We start from the raw sequence: 18,492 nt of genomic DNA, 5'->3' as shown, positions 1-18,492 counted from the left end.
GTGCGGATACAGGCTGCGTATCAGCACTCGATAATGTTCACGGCCAGACCGCCACGGGCGGTTTCCTTGTATTTGCTTTTCATGTCGGCGCCGGTCTGGCGCATGGTGCGGATGACCTTGTCGAGGGAGACGAAGTGCTGCCCGTCGCCACGCAGGGCCATGCGCACCGCATTGATGGCCTTGACCGAGCCCATGGCGTTGCGCTCGATGCAGGGCACCTGCACCAACCCGCCAATGGGGTCACAGGTCAGCCCCAGGTTGTGTTCCATGCCGATTTCCGCGGCGTTCTCCACTTGCTGCACGCTACCGCCGAGGACCTCGCACAAGGCCCCGGCCGCCATCGAGCAGGCCACGCCCACTTCACCCTGGCAGCCGACTTCGGCGCCGGAGATCGAGGCGTTTTCCTTGTAGAGGATGCCGATGGCTGCGGCGGTGAGGAGAAAACGCACCACCCCGTCCTCGTTGGCACCGGGAATGAAGCGCATGTAGTAGTGCAGCACCGCCGGAATGATTCCGGCCGCGCCATTGGTGGGGGCGGTGACCACCCGTCCGCCATTGGCGTTTTCTTCATTCACCGCCAGGGCATAGAGGTTGACCCAGTCCAGCACCGACAGGGCATCGCGCAGCGCCGCTTCCGGGTGCTTGCACAACTGGCGGTGCAGGGCCGCGGCACGGCGCTTGACCTTGAGCCCGCCGGGCAGGATGCCTTCGTTGCGGCAGCCGGCATCCACGCAGTCCTGCATCACCTGCCAGATCTTCAGCAGGCCGGCGCGGGTTTCAGCTTCCGGACGCCAGGCACTTTCATTGGTCAGCATCACCTGGCTGATGGACAGGCCATAGGTAGCGCAATGTTGCAGCAGTTCCTTGGCATTGCGGAAAGGGAAGGTCAGGCGGGTGGTGTCTTCAACGATGCGATCGGCCCCGGCGGCATCTTCATCCACGACGAAACCACCGCCCACGGAGTAGTACTCGCGGCTGCGGATCTGCAAACCGGCGCTGTCGAAGGCACGAAAGATCATGCCATTGGGGTGATAGGCCAGGGGCTTGCGGATCATGGCCAGGTGTTCTTTCTCGTTGAACGCAATGCTGTGTTCGCCGAGCAGGTTGAGGCGCGCGCTGCTGCGTATTTCCTGCAGGCGCGCGGCGATGTTTTCGGTATTCACGGTGTCCGGGTGCTCGCCTTCCAGGCCCAGCAGCACCGCTTTGTCGCTGCCGTGGCCTTTACCGGTGGCGCCCAGCGAGCCGTACAGCTCGACCTTGACGCAGGTGGTGGCCTTCAGCAGGTCTTCACGGCGCAGGCCTTCGACAAAGCGCGCGGCGGCGCGCATCGGGCCGACGGTGTGGGAGCTGGAGGGGCCGATGCCAATCTTGAACAGGTCGAACACGCTCAGGGACATGTTGGTTCTCCGGTTTCTTATTGTGATGCTCGGCACGCAGGCACTTGTAGGCGCGGGCTTGCCCGCGATCCAGGCGCGCTGTTCGACCCGATTGATGGGGCTCGCTCATCGCCGGCGAGCCGGCTCCTACAGGTATACGCGGTATCTGCAGGGGCACGGCTCTCCAGTGATGGACGGCTTACGCGTCCTGGTAGCTCTCGATCGAAGGGCAGGCGCACACCAGATTGCGGTCGCCGAACACGTTGTCGACCCGGCCAACCGGCGGCCAGTACTTGCCTTCCACCAGGGATGCCACTGGGTACACCGCCTGTTCACGGCTGTATGGATGGGACCACTCGCCCACCAGTTCGGCCGCGGTGTGCGGAGCGTTCTTCAGCGGGTTGTCGTCCTTGTCCAGGGCGCCGTTTTCCACTGCGCGGATTTCTTCGCGGATGCGGATCATGGCGTCGCAGAAGCGGTCCAGTTCTTCCTTGGATTCGCTTTCGGTGGGCTCGATCATCAGGGTGCCGGCCACCGGGAAGGACATGGTCGGCGCGTGGAAGCCAAAATCGATCAGGCGCTTGGCCACGTCGTCCACGCTGATGCCGCTGCTGTCTTTCAAAGGACGCAGGTCGAGGATGCATTCGTGGGCCACCAGGCCGTTGCTGCCGGTGTAGAGCACCGGGTAGTGCTCTTCCAGGCGGCGCGAAATGTAGTTGGCATTGAGGATCGCCAACTGCGAGGCGCGCTTGAGGCCGGCGCCGCCCATCATGCTGATATACATCCAGGTGATCGGCAGGATGCTGGCGCTGCCGAACGGAGCGGCACAGACCGCGCCTTTCTTGTTTTCCAGCGCGGCATGGCCGGGCAGGAAGGGTGCCAGGTGCGACTTGACGCCGATCGGGCCGACGCCCGGGCCGCCACCGCCATGGGGAATGCAGAAGGTCTTGTGCAGGTTCAGGTGGGACACGTCGCCACCGAACTTGCCCGGCGCGCAGAGACCGACCATGGCGTTCATGTTGGCGCCGTCGATGTACACCTGGCCGCCGTTGTCGTGAATGATGCCGCAGATTTCGCGGATGCCTTCTTCGAACACGCCGTGGGTCGACGGGTAGGTGATCATCAGCGCGGCGAGGTGCTCGCGGTGCTCGATGGCCTTGGCCCGCAGGTCCTCGATGTCGACGTTGCCGCGGGCGTCGCAGGCGGTGACCACCACGCGCATGCCGGCCATGTTGGCGGTGGCCGGGTTGGTGCCGTGGGCCGAGGAGGGAATCAGGCAGATATCGCGGCGCTCGTCGCCACGGCTCTGGTGATAGGCACGAATGGCCAGCAGGCCGGCGTACTCGCCCTGGGAGCCGGCGTTGGGCTGCAGCGACACCGCGTCGTAGCCGGTGGCAGCGCACAGCATCGCTTCAAGTTCGGTGGTCAGTTGCTGGTAGCCGGCGCTTTGCTCGGCGGGAGCGAAGGGGTGCAGCGCGCCGAACTCGGCCCAGGTGATGGGGATCATTTCGCTGGCGGCGTTGAGCTTCATGGTGCAGGAGCCCAGCGGGATCATGGTGCGATCCAGGGCCAGGTCCTTGTCCGCCAGCTTGCGCAGGTAGCGCATCAGCTCGGTTTCCGAGTGATAGCGGTTGAACACCGGGTGGCTGAGGATCGCCGACTGGCGGACCAGGGCAGCGGGGATGGCGCTGGTGACCGCCGCCGCGAGTGCCGCGAAGTCCGGCGCGGGCTTGCCGTCGGCCAGCAGGCTCCACAGGGTTTCAACGTCGGCTTGAGTGGTGGTTTCATCCAGGGACAGGCCCAGGCGCTCGGGGTCTATCACCCGCAGGTTGATGCCCTGGGCGCGAGCCTTGTCGTGCAGCGCAGCGGTGCGGCCAGCGGTGTGCAGGCTCAGGGTATCGAAGAAGCTTTCCTGCTCCACGGTCAAGCCCAGCTGGACCAGGCCCTTGGCCAGGATCGCGGTCAGTTGGTGAATGCGCTGGGCGATCTGGGTCAGGCCCTTGGGACCGTGGTACACGGCATACATGCTGGCGATGTTGGCCAGCAGCACCTGAGCGGTGCAGATGTTGCTGGTGGCCTTCTCGCGGCGGATATGCTGCTCGCGGGTCTGCATGGCCAGGCGCAGGGCCGGCTTGCCGAAACGGTCCACCGAGACGCCCACCAGGCGGCCGGGCATGTCGCGCTTGAAGGCATCGCGGGTGGCGAAGTAGGCCGCATGCGGGCCACCAAAGCCCAGGGGGACGCCGAAGCGCTGGGCACTGCCGATGGCCACGTCGGCGCCGAATTCCCCGGGCGGGGTCAGCAGGGTCAGGGCCAGCAGGTCGGCGGCCACGGCAACCAGGGCGTTGGCAGCGTGGAAACGCTCGGTCAGCTCGCGGTAGTCGAACAGGTCACCGTTGCTTGCCGGGTATTGCAGCAGGGCACCGAAGAATGGGCTGACGTCGGTCAGCTTGCGCTCATCGCCCACCACCACGTTGATCCCCAGGGGCTCGGCACGGGTGCGCAGCACATCGAGGGTCTGTGGGTGGCAATGCTGCGAGGCGAAGAAGGCGTGGCTGCCCTTGTTCTTGCTCAGGCGCTTGCAGAAGGTCATGGCTTCGGCGGCGGCGGTGCCTTCGTCCAGCAGCGAGGCGTTGGCGATCGGCAGGCCGCTCAGGTCGCTGATCAGGGTCTGGAAATTCAGCAGGGCTTCCAGGCGACCCTGGGAGATTTCCGGCTGGTACGGGGTGTAGGCGGTGTACCAGGCGGGGTTTTCCAGGAGGTTGCGCAGGATCGGCGACGGCGTATGGCAGTTGTAGTAGCCCTGGCCGATATAGGTCTTGAACAGCTGGTTCCTGGCGGCGATGGCCTTGATCGAGGCCAGGGCCTGGGCTTCGCTCAGGCCCTGGCCCAGCTCCAGCACGCTGGTGCCCTTGATGCTCTCGGGAATCACGCTGGCGCTCAGGGCTTCCAGGGAGTCGAAGCCGAGGCTATTGAGCATGGCTTGCTCATCGCCCTGGCGCGGGCCGATGTGGCGCGCGATGAATTCGTTGGCGGTGCTCAGGTTGACGGTCATGGCGGCTCCTCAGGCTTCGGCGCTGGCTTTGATCAGGCGGTCGTAGGTGTCCTGATCCAGCAATTGGCCAACGGCAGCGGCATCGGCAGGGATGAAGCGGAAGAACCAGCCTTCGCCCAGCGGGTCTTCGTTGACCAGTTCCGGGCTGTCTTCCAGGGCCGGGTTGGTGGCGACCACTTCACCGTCCAGGGGCATGTACACGCCGCTGGCGGCTTTCACCGATTCCACGGTGGCGGCTTCGGCGCCCTTGTCGTAGCCCTGCAGCTCCGGCAGTTGCACAAACACCACATCACCCAGGGCGTTCTGGGCGAAAGCCGTAATGCCGACGGTGACACTGCCATCCGCTTCGGTACGCAGCCATTCGTGATCTTCAGTAAAACGCAACTCGCTCATGGAAACTCCTCAGGGCCAGACTCGTCTGGTGGACGCGATTGAATGCTCGGACAGCGCCGAGCCGAATGGCAATGTCCATAGCAAGAACACGGCCAATATTTATTTGGCCGTTGTAAATCAAGGGGTTGAGTGTTTTTTGTAGAGAATGGAATTTCACGGCCGTAGCGAAAACGCTACAGCACGGGGTGCGGAAAAAAGGCTTTGAGGATCAAAGCCTTGCACGGCTGCGATTGCAAGGCTTTGTAGCGAAATCGTTCCACTGTAGCGCTTTCAGTACAGATGGAGGTCGCTTTCAGAGCGGCAGGCGCAAGCTCAGGCCTTGCTGGGAATGCCGTATTTGCGCAGGCGGTGGGCAATCGCGGTATGGGAGGTCTGCAAGCGGTTTGCCAGTTGCCGGGTCGAGGGGTAACTGACGTAGAGGTTTTCCAGCAGCTCCTTCTCGAAGGCTTCCACGGCCTGTTCCAGGCTGGCCACTTCAGCATCGTTCTGGCGGGCGACCGAGGTGCCGGCAATGTCCAGGTCACCGATGTCCACCAGGTTGCTCTCGCAGATCGCCGCCGCACGGAAGATCACGTTCTGCAATTGCCGCACGTTGCCCGGCCAGCGGTTGCCCAGCAGCGCCGGGTAGGTCCCCGGTGTCAGCCGGCACACCGGCCGCTGGATCTGCGCGCAGGCCTGCTGCATGAAGTAGCGGGCCAGCAGCAGGATGTCCTGGCCGCGTTCGCGCAGCGGTGGCACTTCCACGTTCAGCACGTTGAGGCGATAGAACAGGTCTTCGCGGAAGGTGCCTTCGTTGACCATTTTCTCCAGGTCACGATGGGTGGCGCTGAGGATGCGCACGTTGACCTTGATCTCGCGATCGCCACCGACCCGGCGAAAGCTGCCGTCATTGAGAAAGCGCAGGAGCTTGGCCTGCAGGTAGGGCGACATCTCGCCGATTTCATCGAGGAACACCGTGCCCTGGTTGGCCAGCTCCATCAGCCCCGGCTTGCCGCCGCGCTGGGCGCCGGTAAAGGCGCCGGGGGCATAGCCGAACAGCTCGCTCTCGGCCAGGTTTTCCGGCAGTGCCGCGCAGTTCAGGGCCAGGAACGGCGCGCCGTGGCGGGCGCTGATGGCGTGGCAGGCGCGGGCCACCAGTTCCTTGCCGGTGCCGGTTTCACCCTGGATCAATAGTGGTGCGTCCAGCGCTGCAACCCGCTGCGCCCGTGCCTTGAGGGTGCGGATCGCCGGTGATTCGCCGAGCAGGGCATCGAAGCCTTCGGCGTGGTCGTGATGCAGGGCCGAGAGCCGTTCACCGATGCGGTTGGGCGGGTACAGGGTCAGCAGGGCACCGGCGTCGGTAATGGGAGTGGCGTCCAGCAGCAGGGTCTGGCCATTGACGGTGATTTCCCGCAGCGGCAGGCGAAAGCCGTTTTCCAGCAGGGCCTCCAGCAGTGCGGGGTCGGCAAACAGCTCGGCGACGCTTTCCCCGGCCGGTTCGCGACCATACAGGGCGATCAGCGCCGGGTTGGCCAGCAGCACTTTGCCGGCACTGTCCAGGGCCAGCACCGGATCGGTCATGGCCGCCAGCAGGGCGTCCAGTTGCAGGTGCCGGCGTTGCCCGGGAAGGATGTCCACCACCGTCACCGCCTGCACGCCTCGTACGTTGAACAGCGCATCGCGCAGTTCTTCCAGCACCTGGGGGCTCAAGGTCGGGGCATCGATATAGACGTTGGGCGGCACCATTTCCACCGCATCCAGGTTGAGGTTGCGCCCGCCCAACAGGGCCAGGACTTCCTGGGTGATGCCGACGCGGTCGATGAAGCTGACGTGGATACGCATGGGGTGACTGACGGTTCTGCAAAGCGGAGGGTGGCCAGTATGCCTTGGGGCAGGGGCTTAGTCGAAATCGTCACGCATGCCGCAAGAGCCGGCTAGCCGGCGAAGGCGGGCCGGGCAGTGATGCAGGGCCGTGGTCAGTTCGCCGGCAAATCGGCCCCAGTAGGGGATCGGGGGTTATGCAAGGTGCTCGGGTTTCACCGGGTCGCCGGGCTTGACGTCCAGTTGCTTGCGTACGTCCTCGAACATTTCGTCGTAGTACTTGTGCATTGAGGCAATGCTGGCGCTCTTGGGCAGGCCGTGCTGCTGGGCGAGGCGAGTGGCGTGGCGGGCGAAGTCGAAAGCCAGGTCCTTGGCCAGGAAGAACTGCTCCTTCAGGGACTTGTCTTCGATGGTGCCGTGCAGGGTGAACAGCATGCCCTTGCCCTCCTTGGGGTCGTGGGCCACTTCGTAGTCAATGCACAGGTTGTAGCTGAAGTCGTCCTTGTTCAGCGCATGGCGCTCGATATGCAGGTGACCGGGCTCAAACATGGCCATAGGCTTCTCTCCTCCAGGGCTTTGAAATGAGGGCAGGCGCCGGGCCTGCCCAGAGTTTTCACTACAAGCGTCTTACAGGTAACTGATGCCAGGTTGCGCGGTGCTGATGCGGGTGCCGGCCTTGCCCTGGACGATCGCTTCGATGTCCGAGAGTGAACCGATCACTGCGGTTTTGCCAGTGTGCCGGGCAAATTCGCAGGCAGCCTGGACCTTCGGCCCCATGGAGCCGGCGGCAAAGCCCAGCTTCTCGATTTCGTCCGGGTGGGCCTGGCCGATGGCCTTCTGGGTCGGTTTGCCGAAGTCGATGAATGCCGCGTTGACGTCGGTGGCGATCACCAGCAGGTCGGCTTCCAGTTGCTCGGCCAGCAGCGCCGAGCACAGGTCCTTGTCGATCACGGCCTCGATGCCCTTGAGCTTGCCATCCTCGCCGTACATGGTGGGGATGCCGCCACCGCCGGCGCAGATCACGATGCTGCTTTTTTCCAGCAGCCACTTGATCGGACGGATCTCGAAAATGCGCTTGGGTTTCGGGCTGGCCACTACCCGGCGGTACTTGTCGCCATCCGGGGCGATGGCCCAGCCTTTTTCCTTGGCCAGCTTCTCGGCTTCTTCCTTGCTGTAGACCGGGCCGATGGGCTTGGTCGGGTTCTTGAATGCCGGGTCCTTGGCGTCCACTTCCACCTGGGTCAGCAAGGTGGCGAACGGCACCTCGAAGTCCAGCAGGTTGCCCAGTTCCTGTTCGATGATGTAGCCGATCATGCCTTCGGTCTCGGCGCCGAGTACGTCCAGCGGGTAGGGCGAAACCTGGGTGTAGGCCGCTGCTTGCAACGACAGCAGGCCGACCTGCGGGCCATTGCCGTGGGCAATCACCAGTTGGTTGCCGGGGTGGATCTTGGCGATCTGTTCGGTGGCGATGCGGATGTTGGCGCGTTGGTTGTCCGCGGTCATGGGTTCACCACGGCGGAGCAGGGCGTTACCGCCCAGTGCAACGACGATACGCATAATGCAGTCCTTCTAGAGTCCGGTGCCGGCGCCGCCTGGGCAGCGCCGGTGCTGGAGGGGGATTACAGGTCGGCCAGGGTCGAAACCAGGATCGCCTTGATGGTGTGCATGCGGTTTTCCGCTTGCTCGAAGGCGATGCAGGCGGGCGACTCGAACACGTCGTCGGTCACTTCAATGCCGTTGGCCAGGTGCGGATACTGCTCGGCGATCTGCTTGCCGACCTTGGTATCGCTGTTGTGGAAAGCCGGCAGGCAGTGCATGAACTTGGTCCGTGGGTTGCCGGTGGCTTTCATCAGCTGGGCGTTGACCTGGTAGGGCAGCAGTTGCTCGATACGCTCGGCCCAGGCTTCCACCGGTTCGCCCATGGAGACCCAGACGTCGGTGTGAATGAAGTCCACGCCCTTGACCGCGGCTTTCGGATCCTCGGTGAGGGTGAGGCGGGCACCGCTTTCCTCTGCGTATTGCTTGCAGCGCTGCACCAGGTCGTCATGGGGCCACAGGGCCTTGGGCGCGCAGATGCGCACGTCCATGCCGAGCTTGGCGCCCACCAGCAGCAGCGAGTTGCCCATGTTGTTGCGCGCATCGCCCAGGTAGGCGTAGCTGATCTCGTGGATCGGCTTGTCGGCGTGCTCACGCATGGTCAGCACGTCGGCGATCATCTGGGTCGGGTGGTATTCATCGGTCAGGCCGTTGAACACCGGAACCCCGGCGAATTTCGCCAGTTCTTCGACGATTTCCTGCTTGAAGCCGCGGTACTCGATGGCGTCGTACATGCGCCCCAGCACTCGGGCGGTGTCCTTCATGCTTTCCTTGTGGCCGATCTGCGAGGAGTTGGGGTCGATGTAGGTGACGTTGGCGCCCTGGTCATAGGCCGCCACTTCGAAGGCGCAACGGGTACGGGTCGAGGTCTTTTCGAAGATCAGGGCGATGTTGTTGCCCTTGAGGTGCTGCTGCTCGGTGCCGGTGTACTTGGCGCGCTTGAGGTCGCGGGACAGGTCCAGCAGGTAGCGCAGCTCACGTGGGGTGTGGTGTTCCAGGCTCAGCAGGTTACGGTTGTGGATGTTGAAAGCCATGATGGATCTCCTTTGATTTCGGTCGTCCACTTGCCGAGGCCCTTTGTGGGGGCAACGGCAAGCTGTTATGTCGGATAGGGCGCTTAGTAGTCGATCGGGTCGCGGATGATCGGGCAGGTCATGCAGTGGCCGCCGCCACGGCCCCGGCCCAGTTCGCCGGCGCTGATGGTGATGACCTCGACCCCGGCCTTGCGCAGCAGGGTGTTGGTGTAGGTGTTGCGGTCGTAGCCGATGACCACGCCGGGCTCCACGGCCACCACGTTGTTGCCGTCGTCCCATTGCTCGCGCTCGGCGGCGAAGGCGTTGCCACCAGTTTCCACCACGCGCAGGGCCTTGAGGTTCAGGGCCTTGGCCACGGTGTCGAGGAAGCTGGTCTCTTCGCGACGCACATCGATGCCGCCGGGCTTGCTTTCATCAGGGCGCAGGCTGAAGGCGACGATCTGGCTCACCACTTCCGGGAAGACCGTGACCAGGTCGCGGTCGCAGAAGCTGAACACGGTGTCCAGGTGCATCGCCGCGCGGGATTTCGGCAGGCCGGCGACGATCACGCGCTCCACGGCCTTGTGCTTGAACAGGTTCAGCGCCAGTTGGCCGATGGCCTGACGCGAGGAGCGCTCGCCCATGCCGATCAGGACCACGCCGTTGCCGATCGGCATCACGTCGCCGCCTTCCAAGGTGGCGTTGCCGTGTTCCTGGTCCGGGTCGCCGTACCAGATCTGGAAGTCGGCGTTGGTGAACTCGGGGTGGAACTTGTAGATGGCGGTGGTCAACAGGGTTTCCTGACGTCGCGCCGGCCAGTACATCGGGTTCAGGGTCACGCCGCCGTAGATCCAGCAGGTGGTGTCGCGGGTGAACTGGGTGTTGGGCAGCGGCGGCAGGATGAAGCTGGAGTGGCCGAGGAAGTCGCGGAACATCTCGATGGTCTTGCCACCGAAGCTGGTGGGCAGGTCATCGGCCGATACACCGCCGATCAGGTACTCGGCGACCTTGCGCGGCTCCAGGCTGCGCAGCCACGAACCGACTTCGTTGACCAGGCCCAGGCCGACCTGGTTGGCGGTGATCTTGCGTTCCAGAATCCAGTCCAGGGCTTCGGGCATGGCGACAATATCGGTCAGCAGGTTGTGCATTTCCAGCACATCGATATCCCGCTCACGCATCTTGGTGACGAAGTCGAAGTGGTCGCGTTTGGCCTGGGCCACCCACAGCACATCATCGAACAGCAGTTCATCGCAGTTGTTCGGGGTCAGCCGCTGATGGGCCAGGCCTGGGGAACAAACCATGACTTTGCGCAGTTTGCCGGCTTCGGAATGTACGCCGTACTTAACTTTTTCCGTGGTCATTACTGTGATCCTCCAGAGACAAAACAATCGGGGGTGTTGCTAGAGCTATAGGGTCAGGAAGCCGTCGTAGAGTCCGTAGGCCGCCACCAGGGCGCCTATGACCACTGCGGCAAAAATCAGCTTCTCTACGTTGGTGAAAATCGGTTTGTGCAGTTCCATCTTGGCCTTGGCGAACAGCACCACGCCGGGGGCGTAGAGCAGGGCCGAGAGCAGCAGGTACTTGACCCCGCCGGCATACAGCAGCCAGATCGCATAGAGCAGGGCGATGCTGCCGATGACCAGGTCCTTCTTGCGTTCGGCCAGGGCCTGTTCATAGCTTTCGCCGCGCACCGCCAGCAGTACTGCGTAGGCCGCCGACCACAGGTAGGGCACCAGGATCATCGAGGTGGCGAGGTAGATCAGCGACAGGTAGGTACTGGCCGAGAACAGGGTGATGACCAGGAAGATCTGCACCATGGCATTGGTCAGCCACAGGGCGTTGGCTGGTACGTGGTTGGCGTTCTCGCGGCGCAGGAACTCCGGCATGGTGTGGTCCTTGGCGGCGGAAAACATGATTTCCGCGCACAGCAGCACCCAGGACAGCAGCGCCCCCAGCAGCGAGATGATCAGGCCGACGCTGATCAGTACCGCGCCCCAGTGGCCCACCACATGCTCCAGCACTGCCGCCATGGACGGGTTCTGCAGCTTGGCCAGTTCCGGCTGGGTCATGATCCCCAGGGACAGCACGTTCACCAGCACCAGGAACAGCAGCACGGTGATGAAGCCGATGACGGTGGCCTTGCCCACATCCGAGCGTTTCTCCGCCCGGGACGAGAAGATGCTCGCGCCCTCGATGCCGATGAACACCCACACGGTGACCAGCATCATGTTGCGCACCTGGTTCATCACGCTGCCCAGGTCCGGATTCTTCACGCCCCAGATGTCGGCGGTGAAGATATCCAGCTTGAAGGCGAACAGGGCGATCAGCACGAACAGCAGCAGCGGCACCACCTTGGCAACCGTGGTCACCAGGTTGATGAAGGCCGCCTCCTTGATGCCGCGCAGCACCAGGAAGTGCACGGCCCAGAGCAAAACAGAGGCGCCGATCACGGCCGCGGGGGTGTTGCCCTCGCCGAAGATCGGGAAGAAATAGCCCAGGGTGCTGAACAGCAGGACGAAGTAGCCGACGTTGCCCAGCCAGGCGCTGATCCAGTAACCCCAGGCCGATGAAAAGCCCATGTAGTCACCGAACCCGGCCTTGGCGTAGGCGTAGACGCCGCCATCCAGGTCAGGTTTGCGATTGGCTAGAGTTTGGAAGACGAAGGCCAGGGTCAACATGCCGACAGCGGTAATTGCCCAACCAATAAGAACAGCACCAACATCGGCGCTGGCGGCCATGTTTTGCGGTAAGGAGAAGATCCCGCCGCCAATCATGGAACCCACTACCAGGGCGACTAAGGCGCCCAGTCTTAGTTTACCGGGGGATTCAGACATTGCATGACTCCAATGCAGGAGAAGAGAGACGTCAGAGTAAATCTGCTTGCAATCCGAACAGCTGACTCAGATCAGTTCATTACTGCATTCCGTTGTGAATGAATGACTTAAGATTTGTTGCGGGGGGTAGAATGCTGTCCGGAGAGGGCCATTCCAGACAGGTTTCGATCTCCTTATCAGTAGCGGTTCTCATTGCCGACGACGTTTGAAACTAGACCCTTTTGGGGAATGTGCAAATCTTTCAGCGGCATTGATTAATCACTTGGTAGTGATGGCACTTAGTGCATATACATAACAAAACAGTCGGTTATTCAGGGCCTTCTACGGGGTGTACAGAGGCCCGTTGCTTAAAGGATAAATAATTGACTGTTACTGTTAGACGCAAATTTGTAGAAGTTATTTAATAGCGTGTAGCTTTAATCGCCAGATCGACTCACTGAAGCAGAGGTAGGGATGTCACAACCGGCGCAGAAGCTGCAACTCGGTGCATTGATCGCCCTGGTGGTGGGTTCCATGATTGGCGGCGGGATCTTCTCGCTGCCGCAGAATATGGCGGCCCGGGCCGATGCCGGAGCGGTGCTGATCGGCTGGGCCATCACCGCGGTGGGGATGCTGACCCTGGCCTTCGTCTTCCAGACCCTGGCCAACCGCAAGCCGGAGCTCGATTCCGGGGTCTACGCCTATGCCAAGGCCGGGTTCGGCGACTACATGGGCTTCTCTTCCGCCTGGGGTTACTGGATCAGTGCCTGGCTGGGCAACGTCGGCTACTTCGTCCTGCTGTTCAGCACCCTGGGCTATTTCTTTCCGGTGTTCGGCCAGGGCAATACCCCGGTGGCCATCGGCTGTGCCTCGGTCCTGCTGTGGGCCGTGCATTTCCTGGTGTTGCGGGGGATCAAGGAGGCGGCGTTCATCAACCAGCTGACCACGGTGGCGAAGATCGTGCCGCTGGTGATGTTCATCGTCATCGCTGCCGTGGCATTCAAGGCGGATATCTTCACCCGGGATATCTGGGGCCGCAGCAACCCGAACTTCGGCGGGGTGATGGACCAGGTGCGCAACATGATGCTGGTGACGGTGTTCGTGTTCATCGGTATCGAGGGCGCCAGCGTGTATTCGGCCCGGGCGCAGAAGCGCGCCGATGTCGGGCGGGCCACGGTGATCGGTTTTCTCGGGGTGCTGGCGCTGCTGGTACTGGTCAACGTGCTGTCGTTGGGGATCATGAGCCAGCCGGAGCTGGCGCAATTGCAGAACCCTTCCCTGGCGGCAGTGCTGGAGCATATCGTCGGCCCCTGGGGCGCCTTGCTGATCAGCATCGGCCTGGCGGTTTCCCTGCTGGGGGCCTTGCTGTCCTGGGCCTTGCTGTGCGCCGAGATCCTCTACGCCACCGCCCGGGACCGGACCATGCCGGCTTTCCTGAAGAAGGAAAACGCCAACCATGTGCCGGTCAATGCCTTGTGGCTGACCAACGTGATGATCCAGATCTTTCTGCTGATCACCCTGTTCTCCGCCGGCACCTACACCAGCCTGATCTACCTGGCGTCGTCGATGATCCTGGTGCCCTACCTGTGGTCGGCGGCCTATGCGGTGCTGCTCAGCGGTCGCGGGGAAACCTACGAGCAGGCCTCCCGGGAACGCAAGAAGGACCTGTTCATCGCCACCGTGGCCCTGAGCTACGCCATCTGGCTGCTGTACGCCGGCGGCTTGAAGTACCTGCTGCTGTCGGCCTTGTTGTATGCGCCGGGGGTGATCCTGTTCGCCAAGGCCAAGCATGAGCAGGGCGAGCCGTTGTTCACCCCGCTGGAAAAACTGATCTTCGCGGCCGTGGTCATCGGCGCCTCATTGGCGGCCTATGGCTTGTACAGCGGTCTGCTGGCGCTGTGATTCATCACCTGCCCTACCAGGGCGCCTACGACTGGCCGGCGATGCTGGGCTTTCTCAGGGCCCGCGCCATCGAAGGCCTGGAGTTGGTGCAGGGCGATACTTATGCCCGCACCTTCGCGCTGGTGGGCGGGCAAGGCATCTTGAGTGTCTGCCCGGGGCCTGCAGGCCATTTGCAGGTGCAGTTGCAGGGGGCCGAGCAGGCCGTGCTGCCCCAGGTGCTGGCGCGCTTGCGCCGGCAATTCGATCTGGACGCGGACCTGCCCCTGATCAACCGCCATCTGGCCCGTGATCCGCTGCTCGCACCGTTGCTGGCGGCACGCCCGGGCCTGCGAGTACCCGGGGCCTGGGACGGTTTCGAGCTGGCCATTCGCGCCGTGCTGGGCCAGCAGATCACCGTGCAGGGCGCGATCCGCCTGGCGGGCAAGCTGGTGGCGGTGCATGGCCGGTTGCTGGCCAGTCCCGACCCGCAGTGGCCCGGTTTGACCCACCTGTTTCCCACTCCCCAGGTGCTGTCCACTGCCAACCTGGCCGACCTGGGAATGCCCCGCAGCCGGGCACGCACGCTGTCTGCCGTGGCCCAGGCCTTGCTCGACGATCCACTCCTGTTCGAACCCAGGGCCAGCCTGCAACAGGGGGTGGAGCGCCTGTTGCAATTGCCGGGAATCGGCGATTGGACCGCGCAATATATCGCCCTGCGCCAGTTGCGCGAGAGCGATGCCTTTCCGGCGGCGGACGTAGGCCTGTTCAACGCTGTGGCACGTCTGCAGGGGCTGCGGCCCAATGCCCGCCAACTGCTGGCCCGGGCCGAGGCCTGGCGGCCGTGGCGCGGTTATGCGGCGCAGCATTTGTGGGCGGCCATGGGCTGAATCGGTCCGCCGGTTCCTACGGGATCAACTGCCAGCCAGGGCCTTCACCACCATCTGGGGCGATGGGCGCCCAGGGCGGTGGCCGGGCAACTCCACTGCACCGGCGTTCCATTGATGTGCAACGGCACCCGCAGGCGCCGCGCCGGCCCCCAAGGGGTCTGTTCCAGCACCCGCCCCTGATCCTCGTGATCTTCGGCGCGCAGTGGAGTTTCGGCGGTTGCTGACGGGGAATGATCAACCAGTAACTGGGCGGTACGGGCCAGGGACAGGCGCGCCGATGCGCCCTGCTCGCCGCTCAGGGACCGGGTCAGTGCCCGCAGGGCGCTGGCTGCCATCAGGTAACCGGTGGCGTGATCCAGGGCCTGGACCGGCAGTGGCACAGGCCTGTCCGCGGCTTTCCAGGCCATGCCGGCTTCGGCGATGCCGCAGCTCATCTGCACCAGGCTGTCGAAGCCCCGGCGGTTGCGCCAGGGGCCGCTCCAGCCGTAGGCATTGAGGCTGACTTCGATCAGCCCCGGAGCGATTTTCTGGCGTGCCTGGGCGTCATAACCCAGGTGTTCCAGGGCATCGGCGCGGTAGCCATGCAGAAGCAGGTCGGCCTGCGCCAGCAGGCCTTCGAACAGGGCACGCTGCTCAAGGTCGTGCAGATCGAGGCGCGCGCAGCGTTTGCCCAGGGTCACATCCGGCTCCAGGGCCGGCTCGTTCCAGTGTGGCGGATCGATGCGCAACACCTCGGCGCCCAGCCCCGCCAGCAGGCGGCTGGCCACCGGGCCAGCCAGGACCCGGGTCAGGTCCAGTACCTTGAGCCCGGCCAGGGGCCGGTCGACGCGACCGCTCCAGGCCTTGTGCCGCTGATCGGCCTGGGGCAGCCAGTGCACCAGGGGTTCGCTGTTTACCGCCTGGCCCTGGGGGTGGGCCTGCCACTGCGCCCAGCTGCGCATCTGCGCGGCACAACCGCCCTGGTCGACTATCGCCTGCTCCAGTTCCAGGGCGTTCCAGGTGGCCACCTGGGCGGCCATGGCCGAGCGTTCGGTCACCGCTCCCAGTACCCGTTCGGCGGCGGCCCGGTGGTGAGGTGCGTTGGTGTGCAGGCGAATCCAGCCGTCGCGGCTGGCGTAGTCGCCGGCAATCGGGTCCCAGGGGGATGGCAGGCTCCAGCCCTGCGGGCGGATCGAGCTGGCGAACCAGAACGAGGCCAGGCGCCGGTCGACGCTGACCTCTGGCAGGCGTCCGGTCTGGCTGTACAGGAGTTCAGCGACTGCCTGCCCGGCAGCGGCAATGCTGGCGCTGGCCAGGTCGGTCACGGCGAAGGCCGAGGGCAGGGCGCCCTGGCCGGTTTGCCGGATGCTTGATGACGCCAGGCCCAGCGCAGCCTGGATGGATGCGGGTAACTCGGTCATGGCCCACTCCGCGGATCAGGGGAGGGCATTGCACCCTGAAACTGCCGCGGCTGTCGATCACCCCTGGTCATCGGCCGCGGCTGGCGCCGGAGCAGCGCTTACACGCGGAACTGGTCCATGAGTTTCATTTGCTGGGTGGCCAGGGCATTGAGCTGGCTGCTGACCTGGGCCGACTCACTGGCCTGTTCGGTGAGGGTTTCGGTCACGGTGCGAATCGCCGAGACGTTGCGGTTGACTTCTTCGGCCACCGCGCTCTGCTGCTCGGCAGCGCTGGCGATCTGCAGGTTCATGTCGCTGATCACAGTGACCGCGTCGCTGATCTTGCCCAGGGCCTGGACTGCCTGCTGGATCTGCCCGGCATTGTTCTGCGCCTGGCTCTGGCTGGCGTGCATGGTGGTCACCACATCCCGGGTGCCGCTCTGGATGCGTTCGATCACCACGCGGATTTCCTCCACCGAGTCCTGGGTGCGCTTGGCCAGGTTGCGCACTTCATCGGCCACCACGGCGAAACCGCGGCCGCTTTCCCCGGCGCGGGCCGCTTCGATGGCGGCGTTGAGGGCCAGCAGGTTGGTCTGCTCGGCAATACTGCGGATCACTTCCAGCACCGACCCTATCTGTTCGCTGCTCACAGCCAGGGCTTCGACTTCCCCCACCGCCTTGCTCACCTCGTCGGCCAGCAGGCTGATGTCCCGGGTGCTGCGCTCGATGATGGTCATGCCTTCCTTGGCCGATTGGTCTGCGCCACGGGCGGCCTGGGCGGCATTGGAGGCACTGTTGGCAACATCGTGGGCAGTGGCGCTCATTTCGTTGGAGGCGGTGGCCACCTGGTCGATTTCGCGGAACTGCACCTGCATGCCTTCACTGGTCTGGCGGGCGATTTCCGAAGACTGGTCGGCGGTGCCCCGGGCTTCGGTGATGCTCTGCTTGATCTGGGCGATGGTCGGTTGCAGCTTGTCGAGGAAGCGGTTGAACCAGCCCACCAGTTCGCCGAGTTCGTCTTTCTTGCTGTAGTCCAGGCGCTGGGTCAGGTCGCCGTCGCCGCTGGCGATGGCCTTGAGCATCTGCGCCACGCTGTTGATCGGGCGGGTCACGCCCGAGGCGCTGAGCCAAATCAGCAGCAGGCCCAGCAGGCCGGCGCCGACGGCCACCAGTACGGTTTTCACCGTGCCGCTGGTCTGGGCCTCATCCAGCAGGCCTTGCAGTTTTACCGAGTCTGCCAGCAGCACTTGTTGCGGCAGGTCGATGGTGACGCCCCAGGGCTTGGCATCGGCAATCGGGCTGAAGGGGTAGACCGCGCGGATCAGTTCGCCCTGTTGCAGGACCTTGTTCTGGTTGCCGGCGAGCAGCGCGAGGATGTCCTTGCCCTGGGCGCCTAGGGTTTCGTTGATGTTCTTGCCGACCTGGCTGGCGTCGGCGCCCACGGCCGCCAGCAAGCCGCTGCCGGCGACGATCATCATGTGCCCGGCACCGTTGAACAGAAAGCGCTGGGATTCGCCGGCCGCGGCCTGCAGGGAGTCCAGGGCGATGTCGACGCCAATCACCCCGATGACCTTGCCGTCCACCAGCAAGGGCTGGGAGATGGTGGTCATCAGCACCTGTTTCTTGTCCTCGCCGATGGTGTCGGCGTAGGGGTCCAGCAGGCAAGTACGGCGGCTGTCGCGGGGGCAGGTGTACCAGACGTTATAGGGGGTGCCGCTGAGGTTGAGGGTGGTCTTGGTCAGGTCGTCTTCCACCATCACGGTGTTCAACTGCTGGCCCCCGGATCGGCTCCAGTAGGTGGCGAAGCGCCCGCGTTCGTTGGAAGCACGGGCTGCGTCATTGAGAAATTCGCTGTCCTTGCCATCCAGGGCGTTGGGTTCGTAGGCCAGCCAGATGCCGAGCACTTTGGGATTGCGCTCGAAGGCGGTCTTCAGGCTGTGGTTGAGCTCTTCGCGCAGTGCCGCAGCTTCCAGGCCGCGCTTGCTCGCCATGTCACGCAGGTCGCGTACCTGGTCCGCCAGGGCGGTGATCACCAGGTTGCTTTCACCGAAGGTCTTCTGCACCCGTACTGCCTGGTCGGCGGCCTTTGCCTGCAGCAACTCTTCGACCCCGGCGGTGAGCATCCGCGTACTGGAGGTGTTGACCAGTTGGTTGTTCTGCTGGCTCTGGTACAGGTTCATGCCGACGATCAGCGCCACTACGCCCAACAGGCACAGTCCGGACAACAGCACTATTTTCAGGCGAATGGAGAGAGAGTCGAACATGGGGGGCGATCTCGCGAAAGGACGGATGGAAAGCA

At 63.9% G+C, this 18,492-nt stretch carries 13 protein-coding genes; 2 read left to right on the top strand and 11 right to left on the bottom strand.

From position 1 onward, the window contains the following. Positions 1-20: 20 nt before the first annotated feature. From ABCR88_RS25420 to arcD (ABCR88_RS25380), 9 genes are all read right to left on the bottom strand, one after another. Positions 21-1,397 (bottom strand): L-serine ammonia-lyase, encoded by a 1,377-nt coding sequence (locus tag ABCR88_RS25420; RefSeq protein ID WP_065365373.1) that lies wholly within the window; start codon positions 1,395-1,397, stop codon positions 21-23. A gap of 178 nt (positions 1,398-1,575) precedes the next feature. Further along, entirely contained in the window at positions 1,576-4,431 is a 2,856-nt protein-coding gene (gcvP, locus tag ABCR88_RS25415; RefSeq protein ID WP_350023128.1) for an aminomethyl-transferring glycine dehydrogenase, read from the bottom strand. A 9-nt stretch (positions 4,432-4,440) separates the two neighbouring features. Then, positions 4,441-4,824: a glycine cleavage system protein GcvH gene (gcvH, locus tag ABCR88_RS25410; protein ID WP_041119604.1), complete on the bottom strand. Its 384-nt coding sequence runs from the start codon at positions 4,822-4,824 to the stop codon at positions 4,441-4,443. Positions 4,825-5,136: 312 nt separating this feature from the next. Continuing rightward, entirely contained in the window at positions 5,137-6,645 is a 1,509-nt protein-coding gene (locus ABCR88_RS25405) for a sigma-54-dependent transcriptional regulator (protein ID WP_011062893.1), read from the bottom strand. A 174-nt stretch (positions 6,646-6,819) separates the two neighbouring features. Then, positions 6,820-7,179, bottom strand: a complete 360-nt coding sequence (locus ABCR88_RS25400; protein WP_011062892.1) for a DUF5064 family protein — start codon at positions 7,177-7,179, stop codon at positions 6,820-6,822. A 72-nt stretch (positions 7,180-7,251) separates the two neighbouring features. Continuing rightward, positions 7,252-8,181 carry a carbamate kinase gene (gene arcC / locus ABCR88_RS25395; protein WP_011062891.1) on the bottom strand — a complete coding sequence of 310 codons (930 nt, stop codon included), beginning with the start codon at positions 8,179-8,181 and terminating at the stop codon, positions 7,252-7,254. A 62-nt stretch (positions 8,182-8,243) separates the two neighbouring features. After that, complete coding sequence (locus ABCR88_RS25390; RefSeq protein WP_350023126.1) at positions 8,244-9,254, bottom strand: ornithine carbamoyltransferase; 1,011 nt, start codon at positions 9,252-9,254, stop codon at positions 8,244-8,246. An 83-nt stretch (positions 9,255-9,337) separates the two neighbouring features. Next, the gene (arcA, locus tag ABCR88_RS25385; RefSeq protein ID WP_011062889.1) at positions 9,338-10,594 is read right to left on the bottom strand and encodes an arginine deiminase; all 1,257 of its coding nucleotides are present in this window, start codon (positions 10,592-10,594) and stop codon (positions 9,338-9,340) included. A gap of 45 nt (positions 10,595-10,639) precedes the next feature. Then, complete coding sequence (arcD, locus tag ABCR88_RS25380; protein WP_232641806.1) at positions 10,640-12,067, bottom strand: arginine-ornithine antiporter; 1,428 nt, start codon at positions 12,065-12,067, stop codon at positions 10,640-10,642. A gap of 453 nt (positions 12,068-12,520) precedes the next feature. On the opposite strand from arcD (ABCR88_RS25380), the gene arcD (ABCR88_RS25375) reads away from it, so the two are divergent. Together arcD (ABCR88_RS25375) and ABCR88_RS25370 are read left to right on the top strand one after the other, a co-directional pair. Then, positions 12,521-13,948 (top strand): arginine-ornithine antiporter, encoded by a 1,428-nt coding sequence (arcD, locus tag ABCR88_RS25375; RefSeq protein WP_011062887.1) that lies wholly within the window; start codon positions 12,521-12,523, stop codon positions 13,946-13,948. Continuing rightward, on the top strand, positions 13,945-14,814 hold the full coding sequence (locus ABCR88_RS25370) for a DNA-3-methyladenine glycosylase (RefSeq protein WP_350023125.1): 870 nt from the start codon (positions 13,945-13,947) through the stop codon (positions 14,812-14,814). Before arcD (ABCR88_RS25375) ends, ABCR88_RS25370 begins: the two co-directional genes overlap by 4 nt. 44 nt (positions 14,815-14,858) lie before the next feature. Here ABCR88_RS25370 and ABCR88_RS25365 read toward each other — a convergent pair whose 3' ends face one another. Both ABCR88_RS25365 and ABCR88_RS25360 read right to left on the bottom strand, forming a co-directional pair. Continuing rightward, entirely contained in the window at positions 14,859-16,214 is a 1,356-nt protein-coding gene (locus ABCR88_RS25365; protein ID WP_350403658.1) for a CoA transferase, read from the bottom strand. 98 nt (positions 16,215-16,312) lie between these two features. Continuing rightward, positions 16,313-18,457 (bottom strand): methyl-accepting chemotaxis protein, encoded by a 2,145-nt coding sequence (locus tag ABCR88_RS25360; protein WP_011062884.1) that lies wholly within the window; start codon positions 18,455-18,457, stop codon positions 16,313-16,315. Between the last annotated feature and the right edge of the window lie 35 nt (positions 18,458-18,492).

This window comes from Pseudomonas sp. W17 (genome assembly GCF_040268305.1).
GTDB classification, from domain to species: domain Bacteria; phylum Pseudomonadota; class Gammaproteobacteria; order Pseudomonadales; family Pseudomonadaceae; genus Aquipseudomonas; species Aquipseudomonas protegens.
The sequence above is the reverse complement of the archived record's forward strand: the minus strand, read 5'-3'. Positions and strand labels throughout refer to the sequence as shown.